Origin of the sequence: Propionivibrio sp. (assembly GCF_029255185.1) — a bacterium.
Classification (GTDB): domain Bacteria; phylum Pseudomonadota; class Gammaproteobacteria; order Burkholderiales; family Rhodocyclaceae; genus Propionivibrio.
The window spans coordinates 1-21,959 of record NZ_JAPUVO010000082.1 but is presented as its reverse complement, the minus strand read 5'-3'; the positions used below and the strand labels follow the sequence as shown (position 1 = coordinate 21,959).

Sequence of the window (21,959 nt, the reverse complement as noted above, 5' to 3'; positions counted from 1 at the left end):
TTATGCACATCCAGCCCCACGTACTTGCTAAACTCTTTCATGACCTGCCTCCCTCAATTTAGGCTCTGCGCCTACGGTTGAACAAACCCCAAGCGTAACCCTCGTCGCTTGAGGTGTGGCAGGTCAATACATGATGTCTAATCTGCCTTGCGGCGTTCCACTACTCTTTCTTTGAGGTGTTCGTTTGATTGATCTGCATTGTCATTTGCTCCCCGGTATCGACGATGGATCGCCTGATATGCAGGTGTCACTAGCGATGGCCCGCGCGGCTGTCGCCGATGGCATTGTGATAACGGCCTGCACCCCGCATATTTACCCGGGTCTTTACGATAACTCGCGGCAGACTATCGAATGGTCGATTGAGGCACTGCGTAATGCGTTGGCTGAGGAAGAGATTCCGCTGCAACTTGTCATCGGAGCCGACACGCATCTTGTTCCGGGCTTGCTCGGTCGTTTGCGGAGCGGGGCCGTGCCGACCCTCGCTGGGTCGGCCTACCTGCTCCTTGAACCGGCGCACCATGTCGCCCCGCCGGGGTTTGAGCAATCCGTGTTCGAGCTGGTTGCGGCAGGGTATATTCCAGTCATCACCCATCCCGAACGCCTGAGTTGGATTGGCGATCACTACGATGTGTTCAAACGACTGGTTGAGCGGGGCGCCTGGATGCAGATCACCTCCGGCAGTCTGACTGGTCGATTCGGCTCGGATGCCCGTTACTGGGCCGAAAGAATGCTTGATGAAGGATTGGTTCACCTGCTCGCTACCGATGCCCACGGACTGGGCAACCGCCCTCCGCTGCTTGCCGAAGGGCGCCACGCGGCTGAGAAATGGGTCGGCGCCGAGGAAGCGGTAAGATTAGTCCTTGATCGCCCCCAGTGTATAATCGACGACCTAGCGCCGAGTAGCACTCCTCCGCCCGGTGGCAAGTCGAAAAATCGTCCCGGATGGTTGGGTCGGCTATTCGGTCGGTAGTCGCTGGCTGAAAATGACGTTGTGGTACGGAGGTGGGTATGAGATTTTACTGCTTATTGCTGCTGGTGGCTTTTTTCGCGGGTTCAGTGCATGCCGACCCGTCGTTGCCAGCGTTGACTTCACGCGTCGAGACGGCTTCCCTGCCTGCCGGGCAGAACGTCGATGCGCTGCGCCCGACCGAATTGCCCGAACCATCCGACGAAGAATATCGCATTGGCGCCAACGATCTTCTTGAAATCTCGGTATTCCAGGTCAAGGAACTCGATCGTGCAGTTCGCGTCAACTCGCATGGATTGATCACTCTTTCGTTGATTGGTCCGGTCAAGGCGGCCGGCTTGTCAGCCACCGAGCTTGAAGCGCGGATTGCCGAGAAGCTGAAAGAATCCTACCTGCAGGATCCCCAGGTTAGCGTCTTCATCAAGGAATACACCAGCCAGCGCGTCACCGTCGAAGGCCAGGTCGAAAAAGCAGGGATTTACCCGATCACCGGTCGCACGACGCTGTTGCAGGCCGTTGCGCTTGCTGGCGGTATGAAAGAGGTTGGCGACACCTCCACGATCCGGGTATTCCGGCTTGAGAAGAACGGTAACCGGCAGATGATTCTTTACGATCTGGATCAGGTTCGCAGTGGCGTCATCGCCGATCCCGCACTGAAAAACAATGACATTCTGGTTGTCGATAAATCGCAGGCAAAAGCCTTTCTCAGAGGGATCACCGATACCTTGCGCGGCTTCATTACCTTTGGTGCTCTTTAGACATTCACCCCGCTTGATTGCCGCGCTGCGCGGCTTTTTGGCTTTCATGAGTTTATAGTTCATCGCATATGACTCAACACGCCCAACTACCCCACGGCCAAAATTCTGAATCGTCGGTCATTGCCTTGCGCAAAGACAGTGCGCTCAGTACGCACCTCCAGGCCCCGAATCTTTCCCAGCACGACGACGATGCGATCGATCTGCGGCATTACTGGGAGATCATTCTCAAGCGTAAATGGACGATCATTTTCTTCTTTCTCATCATCGTCACTGCGGTGGCCGTCGGCACCCTGTTAATGACGCCGATCTTTCGTTCTAGCATTACCCTGCAGATCGAGCGCAACGATGCCAAGGTCGTCGAAATTCAGCAGGTCACGCCGAACGAGGGGCTCAGCGATTCGCGCGATTTTTATCAGACCCAGTACGAGTTGCTGAAAAGCCGAACGCTCGCCCAGCGCGTCATTGACCAACTTAACCTTGCCGAAAGCCTGGCGTTTACGCAGAAAAGCCGCAGCCTTCTCGACTACATCGGGATTGGCGCGCAGGAGGAAACGAAGGACACACAGCGCAGAAAAGCCGGCCAGGAGTCACCAATTGTTGGGCAGTTTTTAAAATTATTGACTATTGAACCGGTGCGCAATTCGCGCTTGGTCAAGGTGCATTTCGAGAATGCCGATGCGCAACTTGCCACCCGGGTCGTCAACGCCGTCGCCCAAGCCTATATTGCGCTCAATCTCGAGCGCAGAATGGATGCTTCTTCCTACGCCAAGACCTTCCTGCAGGAACGCCTGGAGCAGGTCAAGGCCAAACTCGAAGACTCCGAAAAAAACCTCAACAAGTTCGCCCGCGAGCAAGAAATCATCAAAGGTGACGAAAAACAGTCGAGTGTCGATAGCCAGACTCTGCAGGAATTCACTGTGGCACTGGCCAAGGTGCAACAGGAGCGCATCCAGTCAGAATCGGTCTATACCCAGATGAAAGCGGCCAAAACCCAAGGTATTCCGGAAGTCCTGCTCAACCCGACAATACAGCGCCTCAAGGAAACCAAAGCCAAGCTTGAAGCCGACTATCAGGATGGCCTCAAGACCTACAAGCCCGGCTACCCGAAGATGATGCAGCTCGAGGCGCAAATCGCTGAACTGCAAGCCAAGATCAATGAGGAAGTGGATAACGTCCGTTCGTCCATCACCTCCTCCTATGAAGCGGCCAAGAGCAAGGAATCGATGATTTCGGCCAAGCTGCAACAGGCCAAGTCGTCGATGCTCGGTTTGCAGGATCGGAGCATTCAATACAACGTGCTCAAGCGCGAAGCCGACACCAACCGCCAGCTTTACGAGGGCCTGCTCCATCGCTACAAGGAAGTCGGCGTTGCCGGCGGCATCGGAATCAACAATATTGCCATTGTTGATAAGGCCGAGATTCCCAACCATCCGTTCAAGCCCAAGCTTGCCATCAATCTCCTGGTTGCCGCCTTTCTTGGCTTGTTTGGCGGCATCGCGCTGGCTTTCCTGTTCGAGCATCTGGATGACACCGTCAAGCACGGTGAGGATCTCGAACGCGAGTTGCACCTGCCCCTGCTGGGCCTGATCCCCTACCTCAAGAACGCCAGCGACATCAGCAAGGAACTGGCTATGGAGCTGGTCAATGACCCGCGTTCGGCCTTTGCCGAAAGTTTCAGGTCGCTGCGCACGTCGCTGCAATTCTCCACGCCGACCGGGGTGCCCAAGGTTCTGATGGTGACCAGCAGTTCGATGGGCGAGGGCAAGAGCACCACGGCCTTGAGCCTGGCCATTGCCTTTGCGCAAGCGGGCAAGAACGTGCTGTTGATCGACGCTGATTTGCGCAAGGCATCGCTACACAAGAAGCTCGGCATGAGCAATGAAAGGGGCCTGACCAACCTGCTGGCCGGCGAAGCCCAAGCCGCCGATGTCACCTCGACTACCCCGGTGCCGCAACTCTATGCCATGTTCTCCGGGCCTCTGCCGCCCAACCCGGCCGAACTGCTTTCCAGCGCAAAAATGGCTACTTTGCTGTCGCTTGCTTCTGAAAAATTTGATCAGGTCATCATTGACGGGCCACCGGTACTTGGCCTGGCAGACGCTCCGCTGCTCGGCAGCCTGGCCGAAGCCACGGTCATGGTCTGCGAGTTCGCCGCGACACGCCGAGGCTACGCCAAAGACGCCATCAAGCGATTGCGCGCGACCCGGACCCACATTCTCGGCGGCATCATCACCAAAGTGGATGCTTTCGGGCGCGGTTATGGCTACTACCAGAACAACTACTACTATTACGATGGCTCACCCGAGGCCAAAGCTCAGCGGCAGTCCGCCTGAGTACGCGCATGTCGTCGAACGCTCTTCTGGAACAGGCGCTGGCCTTTTACCGAACACCGGCACGTTTCCTTGATTTCAGGGATCCTGGCCGTCCCCTCGGTGGTGATGTCAGGCCCCTGCTGCGGCTTGCCGGCGGCGCCACGCCTGAGTCCCTGAAGCTAGCGCCGGGCCTTGCCAGCACCAATGAATGGCAGGCCGCCGCCCGATTTTTTGTCGAGCAGGTCCTGCTGGCGCCGGGGGCAGATTATTATCGATTGCATGGCGTCACGGTGCGGGCCACGGATGTTGAAATAAAGGCCCACCACCGACTCCTGATGCGCTTTCTGCACCCGGATCGTGAGCACTCCGACGAGGCCTGGCACACTGCCGCCGCTGCGCGCATCAACCAGGCCTACGCCATCTTGCGTGATACGGATAAAAGAGCCCAATACAATACCCAGATTGAGTTTGAAGCGCAGAATGCCCGAGCCACGCCAAACGCGCCTTTGCTCACTCCCGCACCGGTTCGCCGGCCGATGCACGCGCGCTATCGCAGCGGCGATACCCCATTGCAGCGCTATGTGTGGCGTCATCTGCCGCAGGTTTCTCTGGCCGTATTGGTGGTCGTGGCTTCAGTCTCGATCAGTTGGATCTGGCTGAGCAACGAGCCGTCCGCCGCCCTCGGTGGCGGTGACGGCGGCAGCACGATCGTCGCCCTGAAAACGTTGCCGGCAGAAACGGCTGCGGCGCCGAGTGCTGCTCCGCGCCAGGAGGTCGTGACCGACACGCCGGCTACGGAGGCTACCGTCGGTGCCGCACAACTTCAGCCAGTTGAGCAGGCCTTGACGCTCGTCGGCGGCAACTCCCGGGTGGTCACGTCTGGCGCTGCCGATGCTAACGGCATTAAGCTGCCCGCCAAGGCATCGCCACCCAGCCCACAGAAATCATCACGCCCAGCGCTTGAGATGCCGCTCGCCGTGAACCGCCATGAGCCGTCCCCGTCGCCGCTTGAGCCTGCCCCCGCCCTTGAGCTTCGCGCCGATACGAAGCTCGAAAAGCGTGCGTCCGAAGACCCCGGCAGCGTCATACCGCAGCTCGCACTTCGCTATGAACGCGGCAATCTTGAGCAGTTCATGGCCCTTTTTCACGATGGCGCACACAACGAAACCGGTGACCGCAGCAAGATCCGCAAGGATTACGAAGATCTGTTCACCTCAACGACCAGTCGCCAGCTCATTGTTTGGGATATGCGCTGGACACCCAGGGGCGAAACCGTCAAAGGCGAAGGACGTTTCCAGGCCCGCATTCAGCGACAAAACGAAAGTTTTCAGCGCCTGTACAATGGCACGCTGAATATCGAAGTTTTGGCCGAGGGGAATCCACCGCTCATCCTGGGTATCTACCATCACGTGTCCAACCAGAGCAACAACTGAACCATGCAAGCTGCCGCCAACTCTGGAGTTTCGCCTACCACGCCGGAAGACTTCCGGCCGGGTGCCCGTTTTGGTGGATTCAGTTGGCGGGAGGTTTTTCTTCTGGCGCTGGTCTCCGTTCTGGCCTGGGTAGCAATTACCGTCAATCTTTCCGACTACTTCGCGCAGGAAGGCACGCCGGAGGGGGCACGCCAGGCGCTGACCTGGTCGCGCAAACACCCCGGGGCGCTGATCGACTTGGCGCTGGAACCGGCCGCCAGCGATAACATCCTGGCCTACAAGCGCCTGCGCGACGCGGCCGCGGCACAGCCAGCCGAAGGCCGCCTGTACGCCGCGCTGGCCCAGTACGCCGATGCGCAAAAAGCCTCCGAGTTGGCGATCAAGGCCATGCAGCAGGCGGTCGAACTGGCGCCGCAGCGCACCGATGTGCGGCTCACCGCCTGGCAGTTCTGGCTGCGCAAGAACGATCCAGTCAGCGCATTGCAAGCGGCCAACGTCATACTCAACCGTAACCCGGAACTGGGCGAGAAGCTCTTCCCGCTGTTTCTTCGACTCATGGCCCACCCGCGCTCTGACGAAGCCTTCGCCAGCCTGCTCAGGTCGCCGATTCGCTGGTGGCCTGCCTTTTTTCAGTTTGTCAGTTACCAGGCGCCGAATGCCGATGTCCTGCGCGTCCTGTACTCCATGCAACTGCAAGGACCCAACCCGGTCGAGGAGACACAGCTTCGGATCTACCTCACACGCCTCCAGAATGACGGGCACTGGCTCGACGCCTATCTTATCTGGCTCGACTCGCTACCGAAAGAAGCGCTGGCCTTCGACAGCGAACTGCACAACGGTGGTTTCGAGTATGCCACGCGCAACCTCGGATTTGAATGGATCGACCAGCCAGTTCAGGGCGTGTTAGTTGGTTTTGATCCGACCTACGGAACGACCGGTGCTCGTGCTCTGCACGTTGTTTTCCAGGGTTTGCCTGCCTACTGGCGGCATTTCAACCAGTACCTGATGCTCCCTCCCGGTGAATACGGACTGCGTGGTCGCGCGCGCGTCGACAGCCTGAAGGCCGAGCGGGGTGTCCAGTGGACCATGACCTGCTTCGGCAAAGCCGAACCCCTGGCTAGCACAGAGCGATACAAGGGCTCCGCTGAATGGAGCCATTTCGTCGTCGCCTTCACAGTGCCGGAATCAGGCTGCGACGTTCAGGATCTACGCCTCGAACTGGTCGGCAAGGCCGCGCTTGACTTCGTCGCCGAAGGCCAGATCTGGTTCGACGACCTCGCCATCACCCGCAAGTAGGCAAAACTGATAAAGCATTCCCCGTCAAGCTCGTAACTAACAAGAAAGAAAGCCACAGCCAGAGCCGATTCATGACAAATATTCAAAATGCTCTTGACGAATCCGTTTCCGGCCTGATACCTTCCGGTCGTCAGTTCTTCCTATCAACACCGTTCATCTCGGGAGTAATCCAATGATTAAGACTCGACAAATCATTTTGGCCGCCGCAATCGCTGCTGCTTTTGCCGGTGATGCGCTCGCCGCAGACCAGATCGTTCTCGCTTCGCTCGGCGATGTGAACGGCAAGGTTCTGGTCAACAAGGGCAAGGGCTTCGTGAGCGCCAAGGATGGTATGGAAGTCCGCACCGGTGACCGCGTCATTGCTCTTGACAAAGCGTCCGCCAAAGTCGTCTATAGCGATGGCTGCGTGACTAACCTCAAGGAAAACAAACTGCTGACAATGGGCAGTCAGGGCTGTGAAAAACAAGCCGACAATGCCGGCTCGGAAAACCTCAAGCTGGCTCAAGCCCTCGGTGGCACGAGGACTGATATTCCCGCTGGCAGTGGCGACCTAGCCGGTGCCGGCGCAGGCGGTGCAGCAGGTGGAGCGGCTGGCTTAACCCCACTCGCCATTGCGGGCATTGTGGGTGGTGTCGCTGTCGTTGGTGTGGCGATTCACAACGCCAACAATAACGACGACACTCCGGTCAGCGCCGAGTAATTTCAGCGTGTCACTCGACTCAAAGCGCCGCGCGCCCAGTGCGGCGTTTTCATTTTTGCTGCCGTTAGCGGCGCTGTTGATTCTGGCGCCGATTTTTCGTGCGGGGAATCGCCCCTTGCCCCTGCTTGCCCTCGAGTTGTTGGCATTGCTCATCTTTGTACAAATCATCGTGCATCGCCAGTCGCCGTGGGCCAGCCTGGGTCGGGGCGAATGCCTGGCCATTTGGCTGCTCGCGGCAATCGTACTGCTCCCCCTACTGCCGGTGCCGGCCAGCATCTGGGTGACGTTACCGGGGCGCGCTCTATACGCCGAAGGACAATCCCTGTTTGGCGAGAACAGCGGTCAGCAAAGTATTTCCATCGTGCCCTTCGCCTCACAGGTGAGCGCGTTGGCGCTGCTGCCTCCGCTAGCCATATTTTTCGGCACCATCCTTTGCGCGGACCGCACGCGCCAGCAGCTCGTCTATGTGCTGCTGGCCATTGCCGGTGTTCAGGCTCTTCTTGGGCTGGTGCAGTACGGTACGCAAGACGCAATGTTTTATCTTGGCATGCTGCCGTCCTACGCCGCGCAGGGTAGCTATCCCAATCGCAACCACTTTGCCGGCCTCTTCGAAATGGCTTTCCCGCTTGCCGCCGCGCTCTTCGCCGCCAGCTTTGGCAACGCCGCACCCAAGGCGCGCCGCTATCGCAGCAAGGGTCTGCGTGGGGCATTTGCCGCCATTGGCGAAGCGCGAATCAGAGTCTATGTGCTCTACCTCCTTCTGCTTACCGTATTCGGCCTGGCGATCGTCTTCTCGCGTTCGCGCACCGGCATTGCCCTGCTGATCCTCGGCGTGATCGTGAGCGCCGCCGCCTTTGCTCCCCGCTTGGGTGGACGGCAGACCATGCGTACCGTTGGCGGTGTGATGGTGCTGCTCGGCGGCATGGCGCTTGCGGTCGGCTTGGTGCCCGTTTTGCAACGCTTTGCGGAAAACGACCCGGTGGCTGACGGCCGCTGGAGCATCGCCACCGCCACGCTCGAAGGTGTCGGCACCTTCTTTCCGCTCGGCTCTGGTGCAGGGACCTTCCCCGACGTTTTCCGCCGCTTTCACCCGGCTGACATCTCCGCCTTCGTCAATCACGCGCACAACGACTATCTTGAGTGGCTCTTCGAGGGCGGCTTGCTGGCTGGCGGCCTTATCGTTCTGCTGCTTGCGCTCTACCTACGGCGTTGTGTTCAAACCCTGCGCGAAGAAGGCTGGCCGCGTGAACGTTACCTGCGCATTGGCGCCGCCATCGGCATCTTCCTCATCGCGCTGCACGGCCTGGTCGAGTACAACTTACGCATACCAGCCAATGCCATTTTCTTCGCCTTCCTTGCCGGCCTTCTCTTTGCCCCGGCAAAGGCTGTGCGGCAAACTGAGGATGCCCCGCGCAAGCGCCATCGCGAACCGCCGAACCCCTTCCCACAGGCCCCTCCGGCAACGGCGATTGACCTACCCAATCCATTTGCAAGATGACTCTCCTCTTCCGTAAACGGGAGAGCAGGGGGATGGGATTTTCAGGAGGTTTAGGGCTTCACACTGATTAGACGCAACATGAAGGTCATGGAATGCACCGGTGACACTTGAAATCCGTAATGCTCGTAGAACTGCTTGGCCCGGTCATGAAGCGCATGCACCAGCAAAGCCCTGACTCCTATATTGTGGGACACAGCAACCACACGGTTGACAGCATCCTGCAGCAATGACGCTCCCAAATGCATGCCTTGAGCGCGTTGATCCACAGCAAGCCGTGCCAGAACCATCACTGGAATGGGATCGGGCATATTGCGCCGCACTGGACTTGTAGCCATCTGGTGCGAGACAGCGCCAGCCGCCATAGCGTAGTAGCCACAGACGCGCTTGTCTTGATCGGCCACAACAAATATGCGACTGCCGATGGCAAAGAGCTGCGTAGAGTTTTCGGTGTTGAACGAATTTGGTTATACCAGAGCTGCACGACAGCCATAAAACAAAAAAGCCACCTCGAAAAGTGGCTTAAGCGCTTGTTTTTACCGGTGCCCCCGCGCGGAATCGAACCACGACCTGATGATTACAAATCAACTGCACGACCTTCATGCTACGGGGGCGGACCTGACGGTCGCGGCGCGAATTATAGCCGAAGCGGGCGATTGCTGCTGGACGCCATAAATGAATCATTCTTGGAATAAACGCTAAACTCCTGTACTGCGCCTCTTGGAATACAACAGATCATGACTACCCCATCCAACCCCGCCGAAATTGCCCGTGAAACGCTAAAACAACTGATGTCGCGGCGCATGGCACCGTCACCGGACAATTATCAGGCCATTTACAACGAAATTGCCGGTATCAGCGATAGCACCGCTGAGGGCTTTCCCGAGCGCGAATTGAAAGCACTGCTGCTGTCGCTACCCAAGGAAACTCCGGTTCAACAGCGCCTCTCACGGCAGCTTGATCTATCTCTCAAGGGAAAAAATTGGGAGGACTACAGAAAAACCCTGGTTGAATTCATCAAGGAACATAGCGCTGAAACCGAGTTGAGCTGGAGCGATCTTCTAGCCGATTTCCTGCGTCAATGGGAAGCCAAGCAGTCGAACCTTACTCCCGCGCGCAAACGTGAATCGCTTGAGCATGTGCTGGCCAGCGCCTCGAAAAATAGTGAACTCTTCTATGCCCGGCTGCAAAGCCTGATCAAATCGTGGGCGCTCAATAGCGCCGACTCTGACGCCATGACACGGGTCGAAGGTGCTATTGACCCATCGCCAGAAGCGCTTGTGCCAGAAGCTCTGGCGTCCGGCACAAGCACCGCTGCGGCCAGCCGTGCCAGTGAACTATTGCCCGAATTGCGCAACCTGTTCGCCTACACGCTGGAGGTTGTTGTCGCGACCCAACTCGACGATGAACCCGAACTGGCGACGCAGGCCAAAACACTCGCCACGGCGGTACGCAACGCGGCCACGCTCAAGACCATGGATGAACTGCTCGCCGACGTCAAACGCTTTGCTTTCCGACTTGAGTTCCTGGCTGAGGATCGCAACGAACTTCGTTCCGGCTTGCTCAAGCTGTTGCAACTGATGATCGAGAATGTCAGCGAACTGGTGGTCGACGACCGCTGGGTGAACGGACAAATCGAAATGGTGCGCGAGATTGTTGCGCGTCCCTTGAACCTGCGTGCCATCAAGGATGCCGAACATCGCCTTAAGGAAGTCATCTTCAAACAAGGCCAACTCAAGCACAGTCTGATCGAAGCCAAGGAAGCCCTCAAACACATGCTGGCCGGATTCGTCGATCACCTGGCCGAATTTGCCGATTCGACCTCGGACTACCACGACAAGATCGAAATCTGTGTTGAAAAAATCAGCAAGGCCGAGGACATTACCCAGCTCGAAGACGTGCTCGCCGAAGTCATTCGTGAAACCCGAATCATCCAGATCAACGCGCAGCGTTCGCGCGATGATCTGCGCACCTCCAAACAGCGTGTCGAAGACGCCGACAAACGCATCAATGAATTGCAGGGCGAACTCGACAAGGCGAGCATGCTGGTGCGCAACGATCAACTCACCGGCACGCTCAACCGCCGTGGTCTTGAAGAAGCCTTTGGCCACGAAGTGGGGCGCGCGCAACGCAGAAAGTCCGCGCTCTGCGTGGCCATGCTCGACATCGACAATTTCAAGAAACTCAACGACTCGCTCGGCCATGATGCCGGCGACGCCGCGCTCATCCATTTGGTTACCGTCATCCGCGACACCCTCCGCCCGCAGGATACCCTTGCCCGTTTTGGCGGAGAAGAATTCATCATCCTTCTGCCCGAGACACCACTCGAAGACGCCAAGAAAGCAATCGTCCGTCTGCAAAGGGAACTCACCACACGCTTCTTCCTGCACGATAACGAAAAGGTGTTGATCACCTTCAGCGCCGGTTTGACCAGTTTCCAGCGCGACGACACCCAGGCCAGCGTGACCAAACGGGCAGACGAAGCGATGTATGCCGCCAAAAAAGCCGGCAAGAACCGGGTCATCGTCGGATAAAACGCGCTAGCAGGCCGCCTGCCGACGCCGGAAATCGTCCATAAAGCCAGCCAATTCTTCAACGGCAGAGAGGGTCAGCGCGTTGTAGATCGAGGCGCGCAGGCCGCCGATGGCCCGATGCCCGGCCAGGCCGGAAAAGCCTGCGGCCTGCGCCTCGGCGAGGAATTGGCTTTCCCGTTCCGGGCTGTCCAGATTGAACGCCACATTCATCAGGGAGCGATCCTGCGCCTCTGCCCGGCCACGATAAAAACCGTCGCTGTCGTCGAGCAGGTGATAGAGCAGTTCGGCCTTGCTGCGGTTGATCGCACCCATCTGGACCACACCGCCGATTTCATTGAGCAGCCAGCGTGTTACCAGCAGGACCACGTAGATGGCAAATACCGGCGGAGTGTTGTAGTTGGAGTGCGCCTCAATCTGCATGCGGTAATCAAGGAAGCCGGGCAAATCGGTCGGCGCCTCCTTGAGTAACTCATCACGGATCAGAATTACGGTCACTCCGGCAGGGCCAATGTTTTTCTGCGCGTGGGCGTAGATGAACGAAAACCGTTCGGCCGCGCAGGGCCGGGAGAGAAAGTCCGACGACATGTCGCAAATGCGCGGCACGTCGTCGCGACCGAGCACCCGATGGAACTGTAACCCTTCAACCGTTTCATTGGAAACATAATGAAGGTAAGGCGCCTGCGCCGAGAACGACAGTTCGTCGTCGCTTGGCAAGCGCCTGAAACCGCCCGCTTCACCGCTCCAGGCCAGGTGCACAGGCCCTTCACGCCTTGCCTCGGGAAGCGACTTGCCGCTCCAGTAGCCGGTATGCAAATAATCTGCCGGATGCGCCTTGCCGCGCAGCAGGGTCATCGGCAGCATCGAAAACTGCTGCGTCGCGCCGCCTTGCAGCAGCAGGACGTGATAATCGTTGGGCAGTCCCAGAAGCGTGCGGATATTGGCTTCCAGTTCGCTAATGACAGCGGCAAACCAGTCCGAGCGGTGGCTGATGCCCAACACCGAGAGGCCCATTCCCGGCACCTCAATAATCGCCTCCTGCGCTTGCTGCAGAACGCTTTCCGGCAGTGCGCCGGGACCGCCGGAAAAATTCAGGCGATTGAGTTTATTCATCGTTGTCCCGTCGTTGCGCCACATCCAGGCGCAGAAGGTAATCGCGAAAAGCGGTTTTGACCTTCTGCATATAAGTCTGCTTGTAAGGGAAGAGGTCTTCCGGATCCATGGCATGCACCACCATGCAATGATCGACCTCGAACACCAGGAGCTGGCCGGCCTGGGTTTCCGCGCAGTCGATGCACAAATAATCAAGCCCGGTGCGGGCAGCAATGGCGTTAAGTGCCGGTTTGTGGCGTCGGGCAAAGTCGTCGAAATTGGCCATGAAGCTCGCCTCTTCAGCCCGCTTGTGCGCCTCCTCGTACATTCCGGCGTTCACGTAATGAACCATCCAGTGCGACGAAACGCCCATATGACAGGCAAAGGGCGAACCATCGATCAAGGCAATCCGGTATTTCCGGAACAGTCCGTCCTGACCACGGTAATCGATGAATCGGGAAACAAAGAATTCTGTGCTGTCAACGCGGGCCAGGTAGGCCGCGACCATTTCGGGTGAGTCGATTTTGTCAAGATCGCGTCCGCCCTGGGAGTCGACGGGACGCACAATGACCGGAAAATCGCAGCCGACAAAGCGTTCGCCGAGGCGTTCGGCGCCGCTGGCGATTGCCTGCAATGCCGCACGCGGAGCATGCAGGGTGGGTGGAATGAGTAGCCCTGGCGCTCCTTGCAGCAAGCGGCTGGCCACGCTGCGGTCGGTGGTATGGATATGCTGCGGTGAATTGATGACCGGCTTTGGCCAGTCGGCCAGGGCCTGCGTCAGCGTGGCAAGCAGTGAGCGATTTGCGGCGGACTCACCCATGGCCACCAACAGTACATCGTGCTCGGGGATGGGAAAGGCCAGTGGGTCGTCAGGGGAGACGTAATAGAAAACCAGATCGATATCGCCGGTTTCAAGCAGGCATTCAAGCGGCGTATTGGCTGCCAGGTCGCCCGGCACCATCAACATCAGCACGCACAACCGGGCCGGCTGTTCAGTCGCCGCGAGGTGATAAATGCGCTTCAGTTCCAGTGCCTGCGCCTGAATGGCCAGACCAGACTCACGCTGGCCAAGGCACTGCACAGCCAGCGACAGGTTCATCCACAGATTGGCGTCATCGGGGCGTTCCTCGGCCAGCGCCAGCATCTCCTGAGCATAAGGCAGTAGATCAACACCGGCGATGCTCATGCGCAGAAATGGCGCCAGACCGAAGAAAGGCATCTCGGCCGGGCTCGTCGCGCCAGGAGGCGAGGTGGTCATCAGGTGATTCCAGTATTTGTCATGCGTGCCCGAGGCGCCTTGAGTCCCCACCAAATCAAGCATCATACAAGTTTCACCTGGCCACGCAAAGGACCTGCCCGATTTTGACAGGGCGATTGCATGAATGTCATTGGAATCATCATCAACCGGCGTCGTTATTCCGGCGCAGCACATTTCCGCTGGTTATCTGCGGTCGCCTTCGCCAGTGCGACAAGCATCATCATAGGCGGCCAAAGTGGCCATGAACCTTGGGATAAATCGCACAGAATTGTCATTCCGGCGCAAGCGACCGTAGGAAGTTCAGAGCCAGGAATGACGGCAAATCAATGGGTTAGCGGTAGAACAAATTTACCCTGGTTTTTTGTTTCTCGCTGTGTCCGTTGTGGTTAATTGCTATTTTTAAACCATCGCCTTGCCGTTGCGAACAAAGCAGGGCTTGACCACCTTGGCGCTTAGCAACTTGTCGCGAACTTGTACTTTGACGCTCTCGCCGATGGCGACACCCATTGGCAGGCGGGCGAGCGCGATCGACTTTTGCAGGGTGGGTGAGTAGGTGCCGCTGGTAATTTCGCCGTCGCCCTGAGCGGTGACAACTTTCTGGTGGGCACGCAGCACCCCCCGTTCAAGCAACAGCAGTCCGAGAAACTGGTTTTGTTGGGGCTTGGCGAGCAGCGCGGCCTTGCCGACGAAGTCACGTGTGGCGACGAGATCCACGGTCCAGGCCAGGCCAGCGTCGAGCGGCGAAACCGTTTCATCCATGTCTTGTCCGTAGAGATTCAGTCCGGCCTCAAGGCGCAGGGTGTCGCGCGCGCCCAGACCAATCGGCCTGACACCGGCGTCGGCCAGCGCCTGCCAGAGCGCCTCAGCCCTGCTGGCCGGCAGGGTGATCTCGAAACCATCCTCACCGGTATAGCCAGTGCTGGCGACGAAATAGTTGCCGACGGTGACGGAAAAAAACGCTTTCAGTCCGCTGCTGGCCGCCCGAGTCTCGGGCAGCACCTGCCAGAGCATTTTCCTGGCGTTCGGACCCTGCACGGCAATGATGGCCAGGTCGCGGCGCGCAATAATGGCAACTTCGCAGGCCGCTTCGAGCTTCCATTGGGCAAGGCGGGCGGCCATCCAGGCCAGATCTTTCTCGGTCGTTCCAGCGTTGATGACGATACGATAGTGCGCCTCACCAACGAAATAAACGATGAGGTCGTCGATCACGCCGCCCGCCTCGTTGAGCATGGTGCTGTAGAGCGCCTTGCCCGGCAGCTTGAGCTTGTCGACGTTGTTGGCCAGCAGGTGCAGCAGGAAAGCTTTTGCACCCGGTCCGGCAACATCGACCGCACACATGTGCGAGACGTCGAACATGCCGCAGTCGCGCCGTACCGCATGGTGCTCCTCGATCTGTGAGCCATAGTGCAACGGCATATCCCAGCCGCCGAAGTCGACCATCTTGGCGCCAAGCCGCCGATGGGCGTCATTCAGGAAAGTTTTCTGTGTCATATCAATCCCATGCAGGAAGGTGCTGAAACTTATTTCAGAAACAAAAAAAGGGCGCAAAAAAAGGGCGAACCCGTCGTGAGTTCACCCCCCTGTCCTTGATACCTGAGAGATTGTCGTGGCGGATCAGTTGCTTCCGCTCACGTTGCCCCATCGGTGGACGCTTTTTGCCAAGCGCCGCTCTCCAGAGTTCATTGCACGAACGGTCCTTTTGCCTGAGCGTTTCCGGGTGGATTGCGCCTTCGGCGGCGGGGATTATCACCTTGACGTATTACCCACTCTCTCCCGTTCGCGGTCGAACTATAACGCGATGCTGGCGAGGGCCGCAAGTTTGATCGGGCTTTCGCAGAATGCGAGAATGCGAGAATCCCGGGCCGGAAGTGGGCGGGCTCACTGTGCTATCATCGGCGGCTTTCCACTGATTGCGTTTTCGTGCTCAACGTCGACCTACACTGCCATTCCACCGCGTCTGACGGGCTTTTGCAGGCTGCGGCGGTCGCTCGCCGCGCTGCGGGAAATGGCGTCGAACTGTTGGCGCTGACCGACCATGACAATTTGGGCGGTTTACCGGCGGCGCGTTCCGTCGCCGACGAGCTCGGCATGGGTTTTGTCAATGGCGTTGAAATCTCCATCGAGTGGGGTGGTTTGCAGGTCCACATTCTTGGCCTGGCGTTTGATGCCGATGATGCGGCGCTCAATGCCGGTCTGGCGTTGATTCGTTCGGGTCGGGTCGATCGCGCGCAACGCATGTCTGCCGAATTGGAGAAAATCGGCATCAAGGGGGCTTTCGACGGCGCCATGCAGCACGCCGAAAATCCAAGTCTGATCAGCCGCGCGCATTTTGCCCGTTTTCTGGTGGAGACCGGGGTATGCAAGGATGTGCGCAGCGTTTTTGATTCCTATCTGGTACCTGGTCGTCCCGGCTACGTTGATCACCGTTGGGTGACGCTGGCCGATTCCGTGGGCTGGATTGTCGGTGCCGGGGGGGTTGCCGCCGTTGCCCACCCCGGTCGCTATAAACTCTCGCGACCGGAAATGCGGTGTTTGCTTGATGAATTCAAGGGCCTTGGCGGACAGGCGATCGAGGTGGTTTCAGGCAGTCATTCCGCTGAAAATACGACGGTGTTTAGCCGTCTGGCGCGCGAGTACGGTTTCCTGGCGTCCTGCGGTTCCGACTTCCACGGGCCGGGCGAGAGTTACGTCGATCTGGGCAAACTGGCGCCTCTGCCCCAGGGGCTGACCCCCGTCTGGGAAGCCTTCTGACCATGGCCCGCTATCTGACTATTCATTCTGACGATCCGCAGCCGCGCCTGCTCGCTCAGGCGGTGGAGGTGGTGCGCGCCGGCGGGGTGCTGGCGATTCCGACCGACTCTTGCTACGCGCTTGGTTGTCGCTTGGGCGACAAGGATGCGGTCGAGCGTATCCGACGGATACGCGATGTGGACGAGCGCCACCATCTGACGCTGATGTGCCGCGACCTCTCCGAGATTGCCCAGTTTGCCCGTGTCGATAACACCCAGTATCGCCTGCTCAAGGCCACTACGCCGGGTAGTTACACCTTCATTCTTGAGGGGACGAAGGAACTGCCGCGCCGGGTACTGCACCCCAAGCGCAAGACCATCGGCTTGCGCGTGCCGGAGCACAAGGTGGCGCTGGCGCTGCTTGAGGAACTGGGCGAACCCTTGCTGACCTCGACCTTGATATTACCCGGCGACGAGGCGCCGCTGACCGAAGGCTGGGAGATTCAGGATTGTCTGGATGATTTACTCGAACTAATCCTGGATGGCGGTCATTGCGGTACCGAGCCGACGACGGTAATCGATTTGACCACGCTGCCGCCGACGTTGATCCGTGCCGGACGCGGGCCACTTGAACCCTTTGGACTGGAATGATTTCTTGATGGATATTTCTGCCCTGATCCAGACCATTGTCATCGCCGCGCTGCCAGTGATTTTTGCCATCACTCTGCATGAAGCGGCGCATGGCTATACGGCGCGTCACTTCGGCGATCCGACGGCCTGGCAGGCCGGTCGCATCAGCCTCAATCCGCTGCGCCACATTGATCTTTTTGGCACTATTTTGCTACCCCTCCTACTTTTTATTGTGCACAGTCCCTTTCTTTTCGGCTGGGCCAAACCGGTGCCGGTCAACTTCGCACGTTTGCGCCACCCCAAGCGCGACATGCTGTGGGTAGCGGCTGCCGGGCCGGCGGTCAATCTGTTGATGGCCGTGGGATGGGCGGGGGTGCTCAAGTTGGATACCTTGATTCCGCTCAATGCGTACAGTCATCCTTTGGCGGCAATGAGTGAAGTCGGAATCAGCATCAACCTGGCGTTGATGGTGCTCAATCTCCTCCCGCTGCCTCCGCTCGACGGCGGGCGCATCGCCGTCAGCCTGCTGCCGCACGCGCTGGCCTGGAAGTTCGCCAAGCTTGAGCGCTGGGGATTTTTCATCCTCCTGGTATTGTTGTATTTCCGGATTCTTGATTACGTATTGTGGCCTTTCGTGGCTCTGTTCCGGAATCTGATCTTCATTCTTTTTCAACTGAACTGACACCATGTACGCCGAACGAGTCCTCTCCGGAATGCGCCCCACGGGCAGCCTGCATCTTGGGCACTTTCACGGTGTGCTGAAGAACTGGATCAAGCTTCAGCACGCGTATCCCTGTCTGTTTTTTGTCGCCGATTGGCACGCCCTGACTACCCAATACGATAATCCGCATGGCATCGAGCAGTCTACCTGGGAGATGGTGATTGACTGGCTCGCTGCCGGCGTCGATCCGGCACAGGCGACACTCTTTATTCAGTCGCAAGTGCCGGAACACGCTGAGCTGCATCTCCTGCTGTCAATGATGACACCGCTTGGCTGGCTGGAGCGGGTTCCGACTTACAAGGATCAACAGCAAAAACTCGATAGCAAGGATTTATCAACCTACGGCTTTCTCGGTTACCCTCTGCTGATGAGTTCTGACATCCTGATCTACCGCGCCGACAAGGTGCCGGTTGGCGAGGATCAAGTGCCGCACGTCGAATTCACCCGCGAGTTGGCACGCCGCTTTAACCATATGTACGGCCGCGAACCCGGGTTCGAAGAGAAGGCGATGGCGGCGGTAAAAAAGCTGGGCAGCAAGAATGCACGGTCATACACGCAATTGCGTACCCGTTTCCAGCAGGAGGGTGATGCCACTGCGATTGAACGTGCGCATGCGCTGCTCAATGACGTGCCAGGCCTTGCGCTTGACGATCGCGAGCGTTTGCTGGGCTATCTCGAAGGTACCGGCAAGATGATCCTGGTCGAACCCGGCGCGCTGTTGACTGAAGCTTCAAAAATGCCCGGTCTTGACGGCCAGAAAATGTCCAAGTCATACAACAACACGATCACCCTGCGCGAGGACGAGTCCCAGGTAAGGCACAAAATCAAGCGCATGCCGACCGATCCGGCACGTGTTTGCCGCACCGATGCCGGCGATCCGGACAAGTGCCCGGTATGGCAATTGCATATGATCTATTCCGACGCTGCGTGCCGGGACTGGGTGCAGCAGGGCTGCCGCAGCGCTGGTATTGGCTGCCTGGAGTGCAAGCAGCCGGTAATCGACGGCATCCTGCGCGAACAGGCGCCCATGCGTGAGCGAGCGCAGACCTATCTTGACGACACGGCGCTGGTGCGCAGCATCATCGCCGACGGCAACGACAAAGCGCGCCAACTGGCGCAGGAAACCATGCGCGACGTGCGCGAAGCGATGGGCCTGAACTACAGTTGACTGGACAGCGATGAGCCAAAAGAACCTCACCGCAAAGACGCGAAGGGCGCAGAGTTTCGCAAAGAAGATCGAGAGTCAGCCATTTTGTTTCGCAGACCAATGTCCCTTCGCAATCTTTGCGCCTTCGCGCCTTTGCGGTGAGAATTGAGCTTTTCAGGATGAACGAGACCGCCACCAGCGAACACGTTGCAGAGCCCTGGACGGAAGGCGTTGAACCGCTGGCCAGGATCTATGGCGAGCCGATGGTACAGCTGCCGCTTGATCTGTACATCCCGCCGGATGCCATGGCGGTCATGCTCGATGCCTTTGAGGGGCCGCTCGATTTGCTGCTGTACCTGATCCGCAAGGCCAATGTAAATGTGCTCGACATTCCGATGGCGCCGCTGACCGTACAGTACCTGAGCTATGTCGAGGCCATGCGCTCGCATAATCTTGAACTGGCCGCCGACTATCTGGTGATGGCGGCGATGCTGATCGAGATCAAGTCGCGCATGTTGCTGCCCAAGGCCAGGGTGCTTGATGGTCAGGATGTTGACGATCCGCGCGCAGAGCTGGTGCGCCGGCTGATCGAATACGAGCAGATGAAGCTGGCGGCGCACCGTCTTGATGAAATGCCGCAGGCCGAACGCGATTTCGACTGGGTTGAGGTATGGGTCGAGAAATCCATGCTGCAACGGCTGCCCGAAGTCTGCGCCGAGGATTTGAAGAACGCCTGGTCTGGTCTGTTGCGTCAGGCCAAGCTGCATACGCATCACCTGATTGCGCGTGAAGAACTATCCGTGCGTGAGCATATGGGGCTGATCCTGCGGCAACTGCGTGACAACGGCGGTTTTGTCGAGTTCGTGGCGATGTTCGATCTGGCGTTGGGTGCGCCGGTACTGGTGGTACACTTTCTGGCGATGCTTGAGCTGGCGCGCGAACAGCTGCTTGAGATAACGCAGACAGAAGCATTTGCTCCGATTTACGTGAGGTTGGCTGATGGCCGAGTTGAACACTGATAGCAACTCGCCGAAGAGTCCCGGTGAGTTGAAGAGGGTCCTGGAAGCAGTGCTGTTGGCGGCGCAGCAGCCCTTGTCGCTATCCGATCTGAGAAAAGTCTTTGCCGATGAAATGGGCAGCGATGTCCTGCGTGTCTTGCTTGATGAGTTGCGCCTCGAGTGGGCCGAGCGGTCGCTGGAACTCGCGCAATTGGCCAGTGGCTGGCGCTTCCGCACCCGCGCCGAATTTTTACCCTATCTGGAGCGGCTCAACCCCGAAAAGCCGCCAAAATATTCGCGTGCCGTTCTGGAAACCCTGGCCATCGTCGCCTATCGCCAGCCGGTGACACGTGGCGACATCGAGGATATCCGCGGTGTCACGGTAGCTACCCAGATCATCCGGGTGCTTGAAGAACGCGGCTGGATCGATGTCGTTGGCCATCGCGATACGCCGGGACGTCCGGCACTTCTGGCAACCACCAAGAAATTTCTCGACGACCTCGGATTGCGCAGTGTGACCGAGTTGCCACCGCTCGAGATAATGAATCAAACGCTGGACCTGGCCAATGCCCAAGAAAACCCGTAAAACCCCTTTCCGAGCGCCTGCCGCCGCGCCGCGTGACGTGGTCCCTGACAGCGTAAAGCAGTCGGAGCTTGAAGAGCGCGCTGCCGAGCCCAGGTCGCGCCACGCGCCGCGGGCCGCTGCCGGTGAACCGTCAAAGCGCGGACGTCATATGGTTCTGCCGGGCAAACCCGAACGCCTGCATAAGCTACTGGCGCAAAGTGGTATCGGTTCGCGTCGCGAGATGGAAGTACTGATTGCTGCGGGTCGCGTCAATGTCAATGGTGAAACGGCGATAACCGGCCAGTCAGCCAGTCCCGGAGATCGCATCAAGGTCAATGGCAAACTGGTACATCTTAAGTTCTCGAACCGCTTGCCACGTGTGATCATTTATCACAAGCCCGAAGGCGAGATCGTTTCGCGCGACGATCCTGACCACCGCCCGAATGTCTTTACCGCCTTGCCCAGGATGTCCGGCGGGCGCTGGGTGGCCGTCGGCCGTCTTGATTTTAATACCAGCGGTCTGCTGCTGTTCACCACCTCGGGCGAACTGGCCAACCGCCTGATGCACCCGCGCTACAATCTGGTGCGTGAGTATGCCGTTCGAATTCTCGGCGAATTGGCCGACGACGCGCGTCAGCGCCTGCTCGATGGGATCGAACTTGACGACGGTCTGGCCCAGTTCGCAACCTTTCAGGAAGCGGGAGGTGAGGGCGCCAATCACTGGTATCGCGTTTCGTTGTTCGAAGGGCGCAATCGCGAGGTGCGCCGGATGTTCGAAGCCGTCGGCGCCGTCGTCAGCCGCCTGATGCGCGTGCGTTACGGCCCATTCGTTCTGCCTCCCAACCTCAAGCGCGGTAAGGTGCTGGAAATTGGCGAAGGCGATGTGCAGAAGCTGCTGGCTGATTTCGGCATGGAAGATCCTTCGCCAGGCCGTCCATTGCGTAAGCCGAGAGAGCGCTGAAACCCTGCACACGCGCCCGGACCTGCTACTGACTCACGGCATCAAGCAATTTCCTGTCGCCTAAATCGGCGATTTCTGAGTAAATGTACTCAAGAACACGCTGATTGCCTTCGCCGAAGATCGATAAATAAATGAGGTAGTCCCCCGGCTTTGCCGGGGGACTACCTAGGTTTGACCTAGCGCTACGGTCGGCCTGATTCTTCTGACTCGATCAAAAATTAGGAGCGTGCTTATCCGGTTGTCTCCCAAATCCACTACCGGTAGTATGTTGAGCATCTGTGCCAACTTGGGATGGCCATGGTTATCGACGTGCTTGAACGAGACGATTTGCCGTTTCCCCGCTCGCTTCCCGAGTTTCAGCGACTG

19 protein-coding genes, 1 tRNA gene, 1 pseudogene and 2 riboswitches are annotated in these 21,959 nt (G+C 58.4%); of the genes and pseudogenes, 16 read left to right on the top strand and 5 right to left on the bottom strand.

The annotated features are described in order from the left end of the window. The first annotated feature begins 184 nt into the window (after nucleotides 1-184). From Q1J43_RS05545 to Q1J43_RS05515, 7 genes are all read left to right on the top strand, one after another. Complete coding sequence (locus tag Q1J43_RS05545; RefSeq protein ID WP_301101393.1) at nucleotides 185-970, top strand: CpsB/CapC family capsule biosynthesis tyrosine phosphatase; 786 nt, start codon at nucleotides 185-187, stop codon at nucleotides 968-970. A gap of 38 nt (nucleotides 971-1,008) precedes the next feature. After that, the gene (locus Q1J43_RS05540) at nucleotides 1,009-1,725 is read left to right on the top strand and encodes a polysaccharide biosynthesis/export family protein (protein WP_301101392.1); all 717 of its coding nucleotides are present in this window, start codon (nucleotides 1,009-1,011) and stop codon (nucleotides 1,723-1,725) included. 68 nt (nucleotides 1,726-1,793) lie between these two features. Next, nucleotides 1,794-4,058 carry a polysaccharide biosynthesis tyrosine autokinase gene (locus tag Q1J43_RS05535; protein ID WP_301101391.1) on the top strand — a complete coding sequence of 755 codons (2,265 nt, stop codon included), beginning with the start codon at nucleotides 1,794-1,796 and terminating at the stop codon, nucleotides 4,056-4,058. Nucleotides 4,059-4,066: 8 nt separating this feature from the next. Further along, complete coding sequence (locus Q1J43_RS05530) at nucleotides 4,067-5,470, top strand: J domain-containing protein (protein WP_301101390.1); 1,404 nt, start codon at nucleotides 4,067-4,069, stop codon at nucleotides 5,468-5,470. 3 nt (nucleotides 5,471-5,473) lie between these two features. Next, nucleotides 5,474-6,766 (top strand): hypothetical protein, encoded by a 1,293-nt coding sequence (locus Q1J43_RS05525; protein WP_301101389.1) that lies wholly within the window; start codon nucleotides 5,474-5,476, stop codon nucleotides 6,764-6,766. A 172-nt stretch (nucleotides 6,767-6,938) separates the two neighbouring features. Further along, nucleotides 6,939-7,466: a hypothetical protein gene (locus Q1J43_RS05520; RefSeq protein ID WP_301101388.1), complete on the top strand. Its 528-nt coding sequence runs from the start codon at nucleotides 6,939-6,941 to the stop codon at nucleotides 7,464-7,466. 7 nt (nucleotides 7,467-7,473) lie between these two features. After that, nucleotides 7,474-8,964, top strand: a complete 1,491-nt coding sequence (locus tag Q1J43_RS05515) for an O-antigen ligase family protein (protein WP_301101387.1) — start codon at nucleotides 7,474-7,476, stop codon at nucleotides 8,962-8,964. Nucleotides 8,965-9,014: 50 nt separating this feature from the next. Here Q1J43_RS05515 and Q1J43_RS05510 read toward each other — a convergent pair. Both Q1J43_RS05510 and Q1J43_RS05505 read right to left on the bottom strand, forming a co-directional pair. Next, nucleotides 9,015-9,401 (bottom strand): annotated as a pseudogene (locus Q1J43_RS05510) (GNAT family N-acetyltransferase); the annotation flags it as partial. A gap of 103 nt (nucleotides 9,402-9,504) precedes the next feature. Next, a tRNA-Thr gene (locus Q1J43_RS05505) sits at nucleotides 9,505-9,575 on the bottom strand. Between the two features lie 123 nt (nucleotides 9,576-9,698). Here Q1J43_RS05505 and Q1J43_RS05500 point away from each other — a divergent pair. Beyond that, a complete protein-coding gene (locus Q1J43_RS05500) occupies nucleotides 9,699-11,495 on the top strand; it encodes a GGDEF domain-containing protein (protein ID WP_301101386.1) in 1,797 nt (598 codons plus the stop codon). Nucleotides 11,496-11,501: 6 nt separating this feature from the next. Here Q1J43_RS05500 and Q1J43_RS05495 read toward each other — a convergent pair whose 3' ends face one another. Beyond that, on the bottom strand, nucleotides 11,502-12,605 hold the full coding sequence (locus Q1J43_RS05495; RefSeq protein WP_301101385.1) for a phosphoserine transaminase: 1,104 nt from the start codon (nucleotides 12,603-12,605) through the stop codon (nucleotides 11,502-11,504). Continuing rightward, entirely contained in the window at nucleotides 12,598-13,908 is a 1,311-nt protein-coding gene (locus Q1J43_RS05490; RefSeq protein ID WP_301101384.1) for a hypothetical protein, read from the bottom strand. Before Q1J43_RS05490 ends, Q1J43_RS05495 begins: the two co-directional genes overlap by 8 nt. Nucleotides 13,909-13,962: 54 nt before the next feature. On the opposite strand from Q1J43_RS05490, the gene Q1J43_RS05485 reads away from it, so the two are divergent. Continuing rightward, nucleotides 13,963-14,232 (top strand): hypothetical protein, encoded by a 270-nt coding sequence (locus Q1J43_RS05485; protein WP_301101383.1) that lies wholly within the window; start codon nucleotides 13,963-13,965, stop codon nucleotides 14,230-14,232. Between the two features lie 9 nt (nucleotides 14,233-14,241). On the opposite strand, the gene gcvT is transcribed toward Q1J43_RS05485, so the two are convergent. Continuing rightward, entirely contained in the window at nucleotides 14,242-15,333 is a 1,092-nt protein-coding gene (gene gcvT, locus Q1J43_RS05480) for a glycine cleavage system aminomethyltransferase GcvT (RefSeq protein WP_301101382.1), read from the bottom strand. A gap of 87 nt (nucleotides 15,334-15,420) precedes the next feature. Then, a riboswitch (glycine riboswitch) is annotated at nucleotides 15,421-15,520 on the bottom strand. Nucleotides 15,521-15,523: 3 nt separating this feature from the next. Beyond that, nucleotides 15,524-15,628, bottom strand: a riboswitch (glycine riboswitch). 134 nt (nucleotides 15,629-15,762) lie between these two features. On the opposite strand from gcvT, the gene Q1J43_RS05475 reads away from it, so the two are divergent. The 7 genes from Q1J43_RS05475 (at nucleotide 15,763) to Q1J43_RS05445 (ending at nucleotide 21,593) form a co-directional block, all read left to right on the top strand. Then, complete coding sequence (locus Q1J43_RS05475; RefSeq protein WP_301101381.1) at nucleotides 15,763-16,593, top strand: 3',5'-nucleoside bisphosphate phosphatase; 831 nt, start codon at nucleotides 15,763-15,765, stop codon at nucleotides 16,591-16,593. 2 nt (nucleotides 16,594-16,595) lie between these two features. Next, entirely contained in the window at nucleotides 16,596-17,222 is a 627-nt protein-coding gene (locus Q1J43_RS05470) for an L-threonylcarbamoyladenylate synthase (RefSeq protein ID WP_301101379.1), read from the top strand. Nucleotides 17,223-17,235: 13 nt separating this feature from the next. Then, complete coding sequence (locus tag Q1J43_RS05465; RefSeq protein ID WP_301101394.1) at nucleotides 17,236-17,883, top strand: site-2 protease family protein; 648 nt, start codon at nucleotides 17,236-17,238, stop codon at nucleotides 17,881-17,883. Nucleotides 17,884-17,887: 4 nt separating this feature from the next. Then, the gene (locus tag Q1J43_RS05460) at nucleotides 17,888-19,090 is read left to right on the top strand and encodes a tryptophan--tRNA ligase (protein ID WP_301101378.1); all 1,203 of its coding nucleotides are present in this window, start codon (nucleotides 17,888-17,890) and stop codon (nucleotides 19,088-19,090) included. Between the two features lie 158 nt (nucleotides 19,091-19,248). Then, a complete protein-coding gene (locus Q1J43_RS05455; RefSeq protein ID WP_301101377.1) occupies nucleotides 19,249-20,088 on the top strand; it encodes a ScpA family protein in 840 nt (279 codons plus the stop codon). Then, nucleotides 20,069-20,653 carry an SMC-Scp complex subunit ScpB gene (scpB, locus tag Q1J43_RS05450; RefSeq protein WP_301101376.1) on the top strand — a complete coding sequence of 195 codons (585 nt, stop codon included), beginning with the start codon at nucleotides 20,069-20,071 and terminating at the stop codon, nucleotides 20,651-20,653. The genes Q1J43_RS05455 and scpB overlap by 20 nt, the downstream gene beginning before the upstream one ends. Further along, nucleotides 20,634-21,593 (top strand): pseudouridine synthase, encoded by a 960-nt coding sequence (locus tag Q1J43_RS05445; protein ID WP_301101375.1) that lies wholly within the window; start codon nucleotides 20,634-20,636, stop codon nucleotides 21,591-21,593. The genes scpB and Q1J43_RS05445 overlap by 20 nt, the downstream gene beginning before the upstream one ends. The last annotated feature ends 366 nt before the right edge of the window (nucleotides 21,594-21,959 follow it).

Bases quoted from the DNA above. Each gene is read 5' to 3' on its own strand.
- Q1J43_RS05535 (WP_301101391.1), top strand. From the start codon at position 1,794: ATGACTCAACACGCCCAACTACCCCACGGCCAAAATTCTGAATCGTCG.
- Q1J43_RS05460 (WP_301101378.1), top strand. From the start codon at position 17,888: ATGTACGCCGAACGAGTCCTCTCCGGAATGCGCCCCACGGGCAGCCTG.
- Q1J43_RS05525 (WP_301101389.1), top strand. From the start codon at position 5,474: ATGCAAGCTGCCGCCAACTCTGGAGTTTCGCCTACCACGCCGGAAGAC.
- Q1J43_RS05530 (WP_301101390.1), top strand. From the start codon at position 4,067: ATGTCGTCGAACGCTCTTCTGGAACAGGCGCTGGCCTTTTACCGAACA.
- Q1J43_RS05500 (WP_301101386.1), top strand. From the start codon at position 9,699: ATGACTACCCCATCCAACCCCGCCGAAATTGCCCGTGAAACGCTAAAA.
- Q1J43_RS05445 (WP_301101375.1), top strand. From the start codon at position 20,634: ATGCCCAAGAAAACCCGTAAAACCCCTTTCCGAGCGCCTGCCGCCGCG.
- scpB (WP_301101376.1), top strand. From the start codon at position 20,069: ATGGCCGAGTTGAACACTGATAGCAACTCGCCGAAGAGTCCCGGTGAG.
- Q1J43_RS05540 (WP_301101392.1), top strand. From the start codon at position 1,009: ATGAGATTTTACTGCTTATTGCTGCTGGTGGCTTTTTTCGCGGGTTCA.
- gcvT (WP_301101382.1), bottom strand. From the start codon at position 15,333: ATGACACAGAAAACTTTCCTGAATGACGCCCATCGGCGGCTTGGCGCC.
- Q1J43_RS05495 (WP_301101385.1), bottom strand. From the start codon at position 12,605: ATGAATAAACTCAATCGCCTGAATTTTTCCGGCGGTCCCGGCGCACTG.
- Q1J43_RS05520 (WP_301101388.1), top strand. From the start codon at position 6,939: ATGATTAAGACTCGACAAATCATTTTGGCCGCCGCAATCGCTGCTGCT.
- Q1J43_RS05490 (WP_301101384.1), bottom strand. From the start codon at position 13,908: ATGATGCTTGATTTGGTGGGGACTCAAGGCGCCTCGGGCACGCATGAC.
- Q1J43_RS05470 (WP_301101379.1), top strand. From the start codon at position 16,596: ATGGCCCGCTATCTGACTATTCATTCTGACGATCCGCAGCCGCGCCTG.
- Q1J43_RS05485 (WP_301101383.1), top strand. From the start codon at position 13,963: ATGAATGTCATTGGAATCATCATCAACCGGCGTCGTTATTCCGGCGCA.
- Q1J43_RS05455 (WP_301101377.1), top strand. From the start codon at position 19,249: ATGAACGAGACCGCCACCAGCGAACACGTTGCAGAGCCCTGGACGGAA.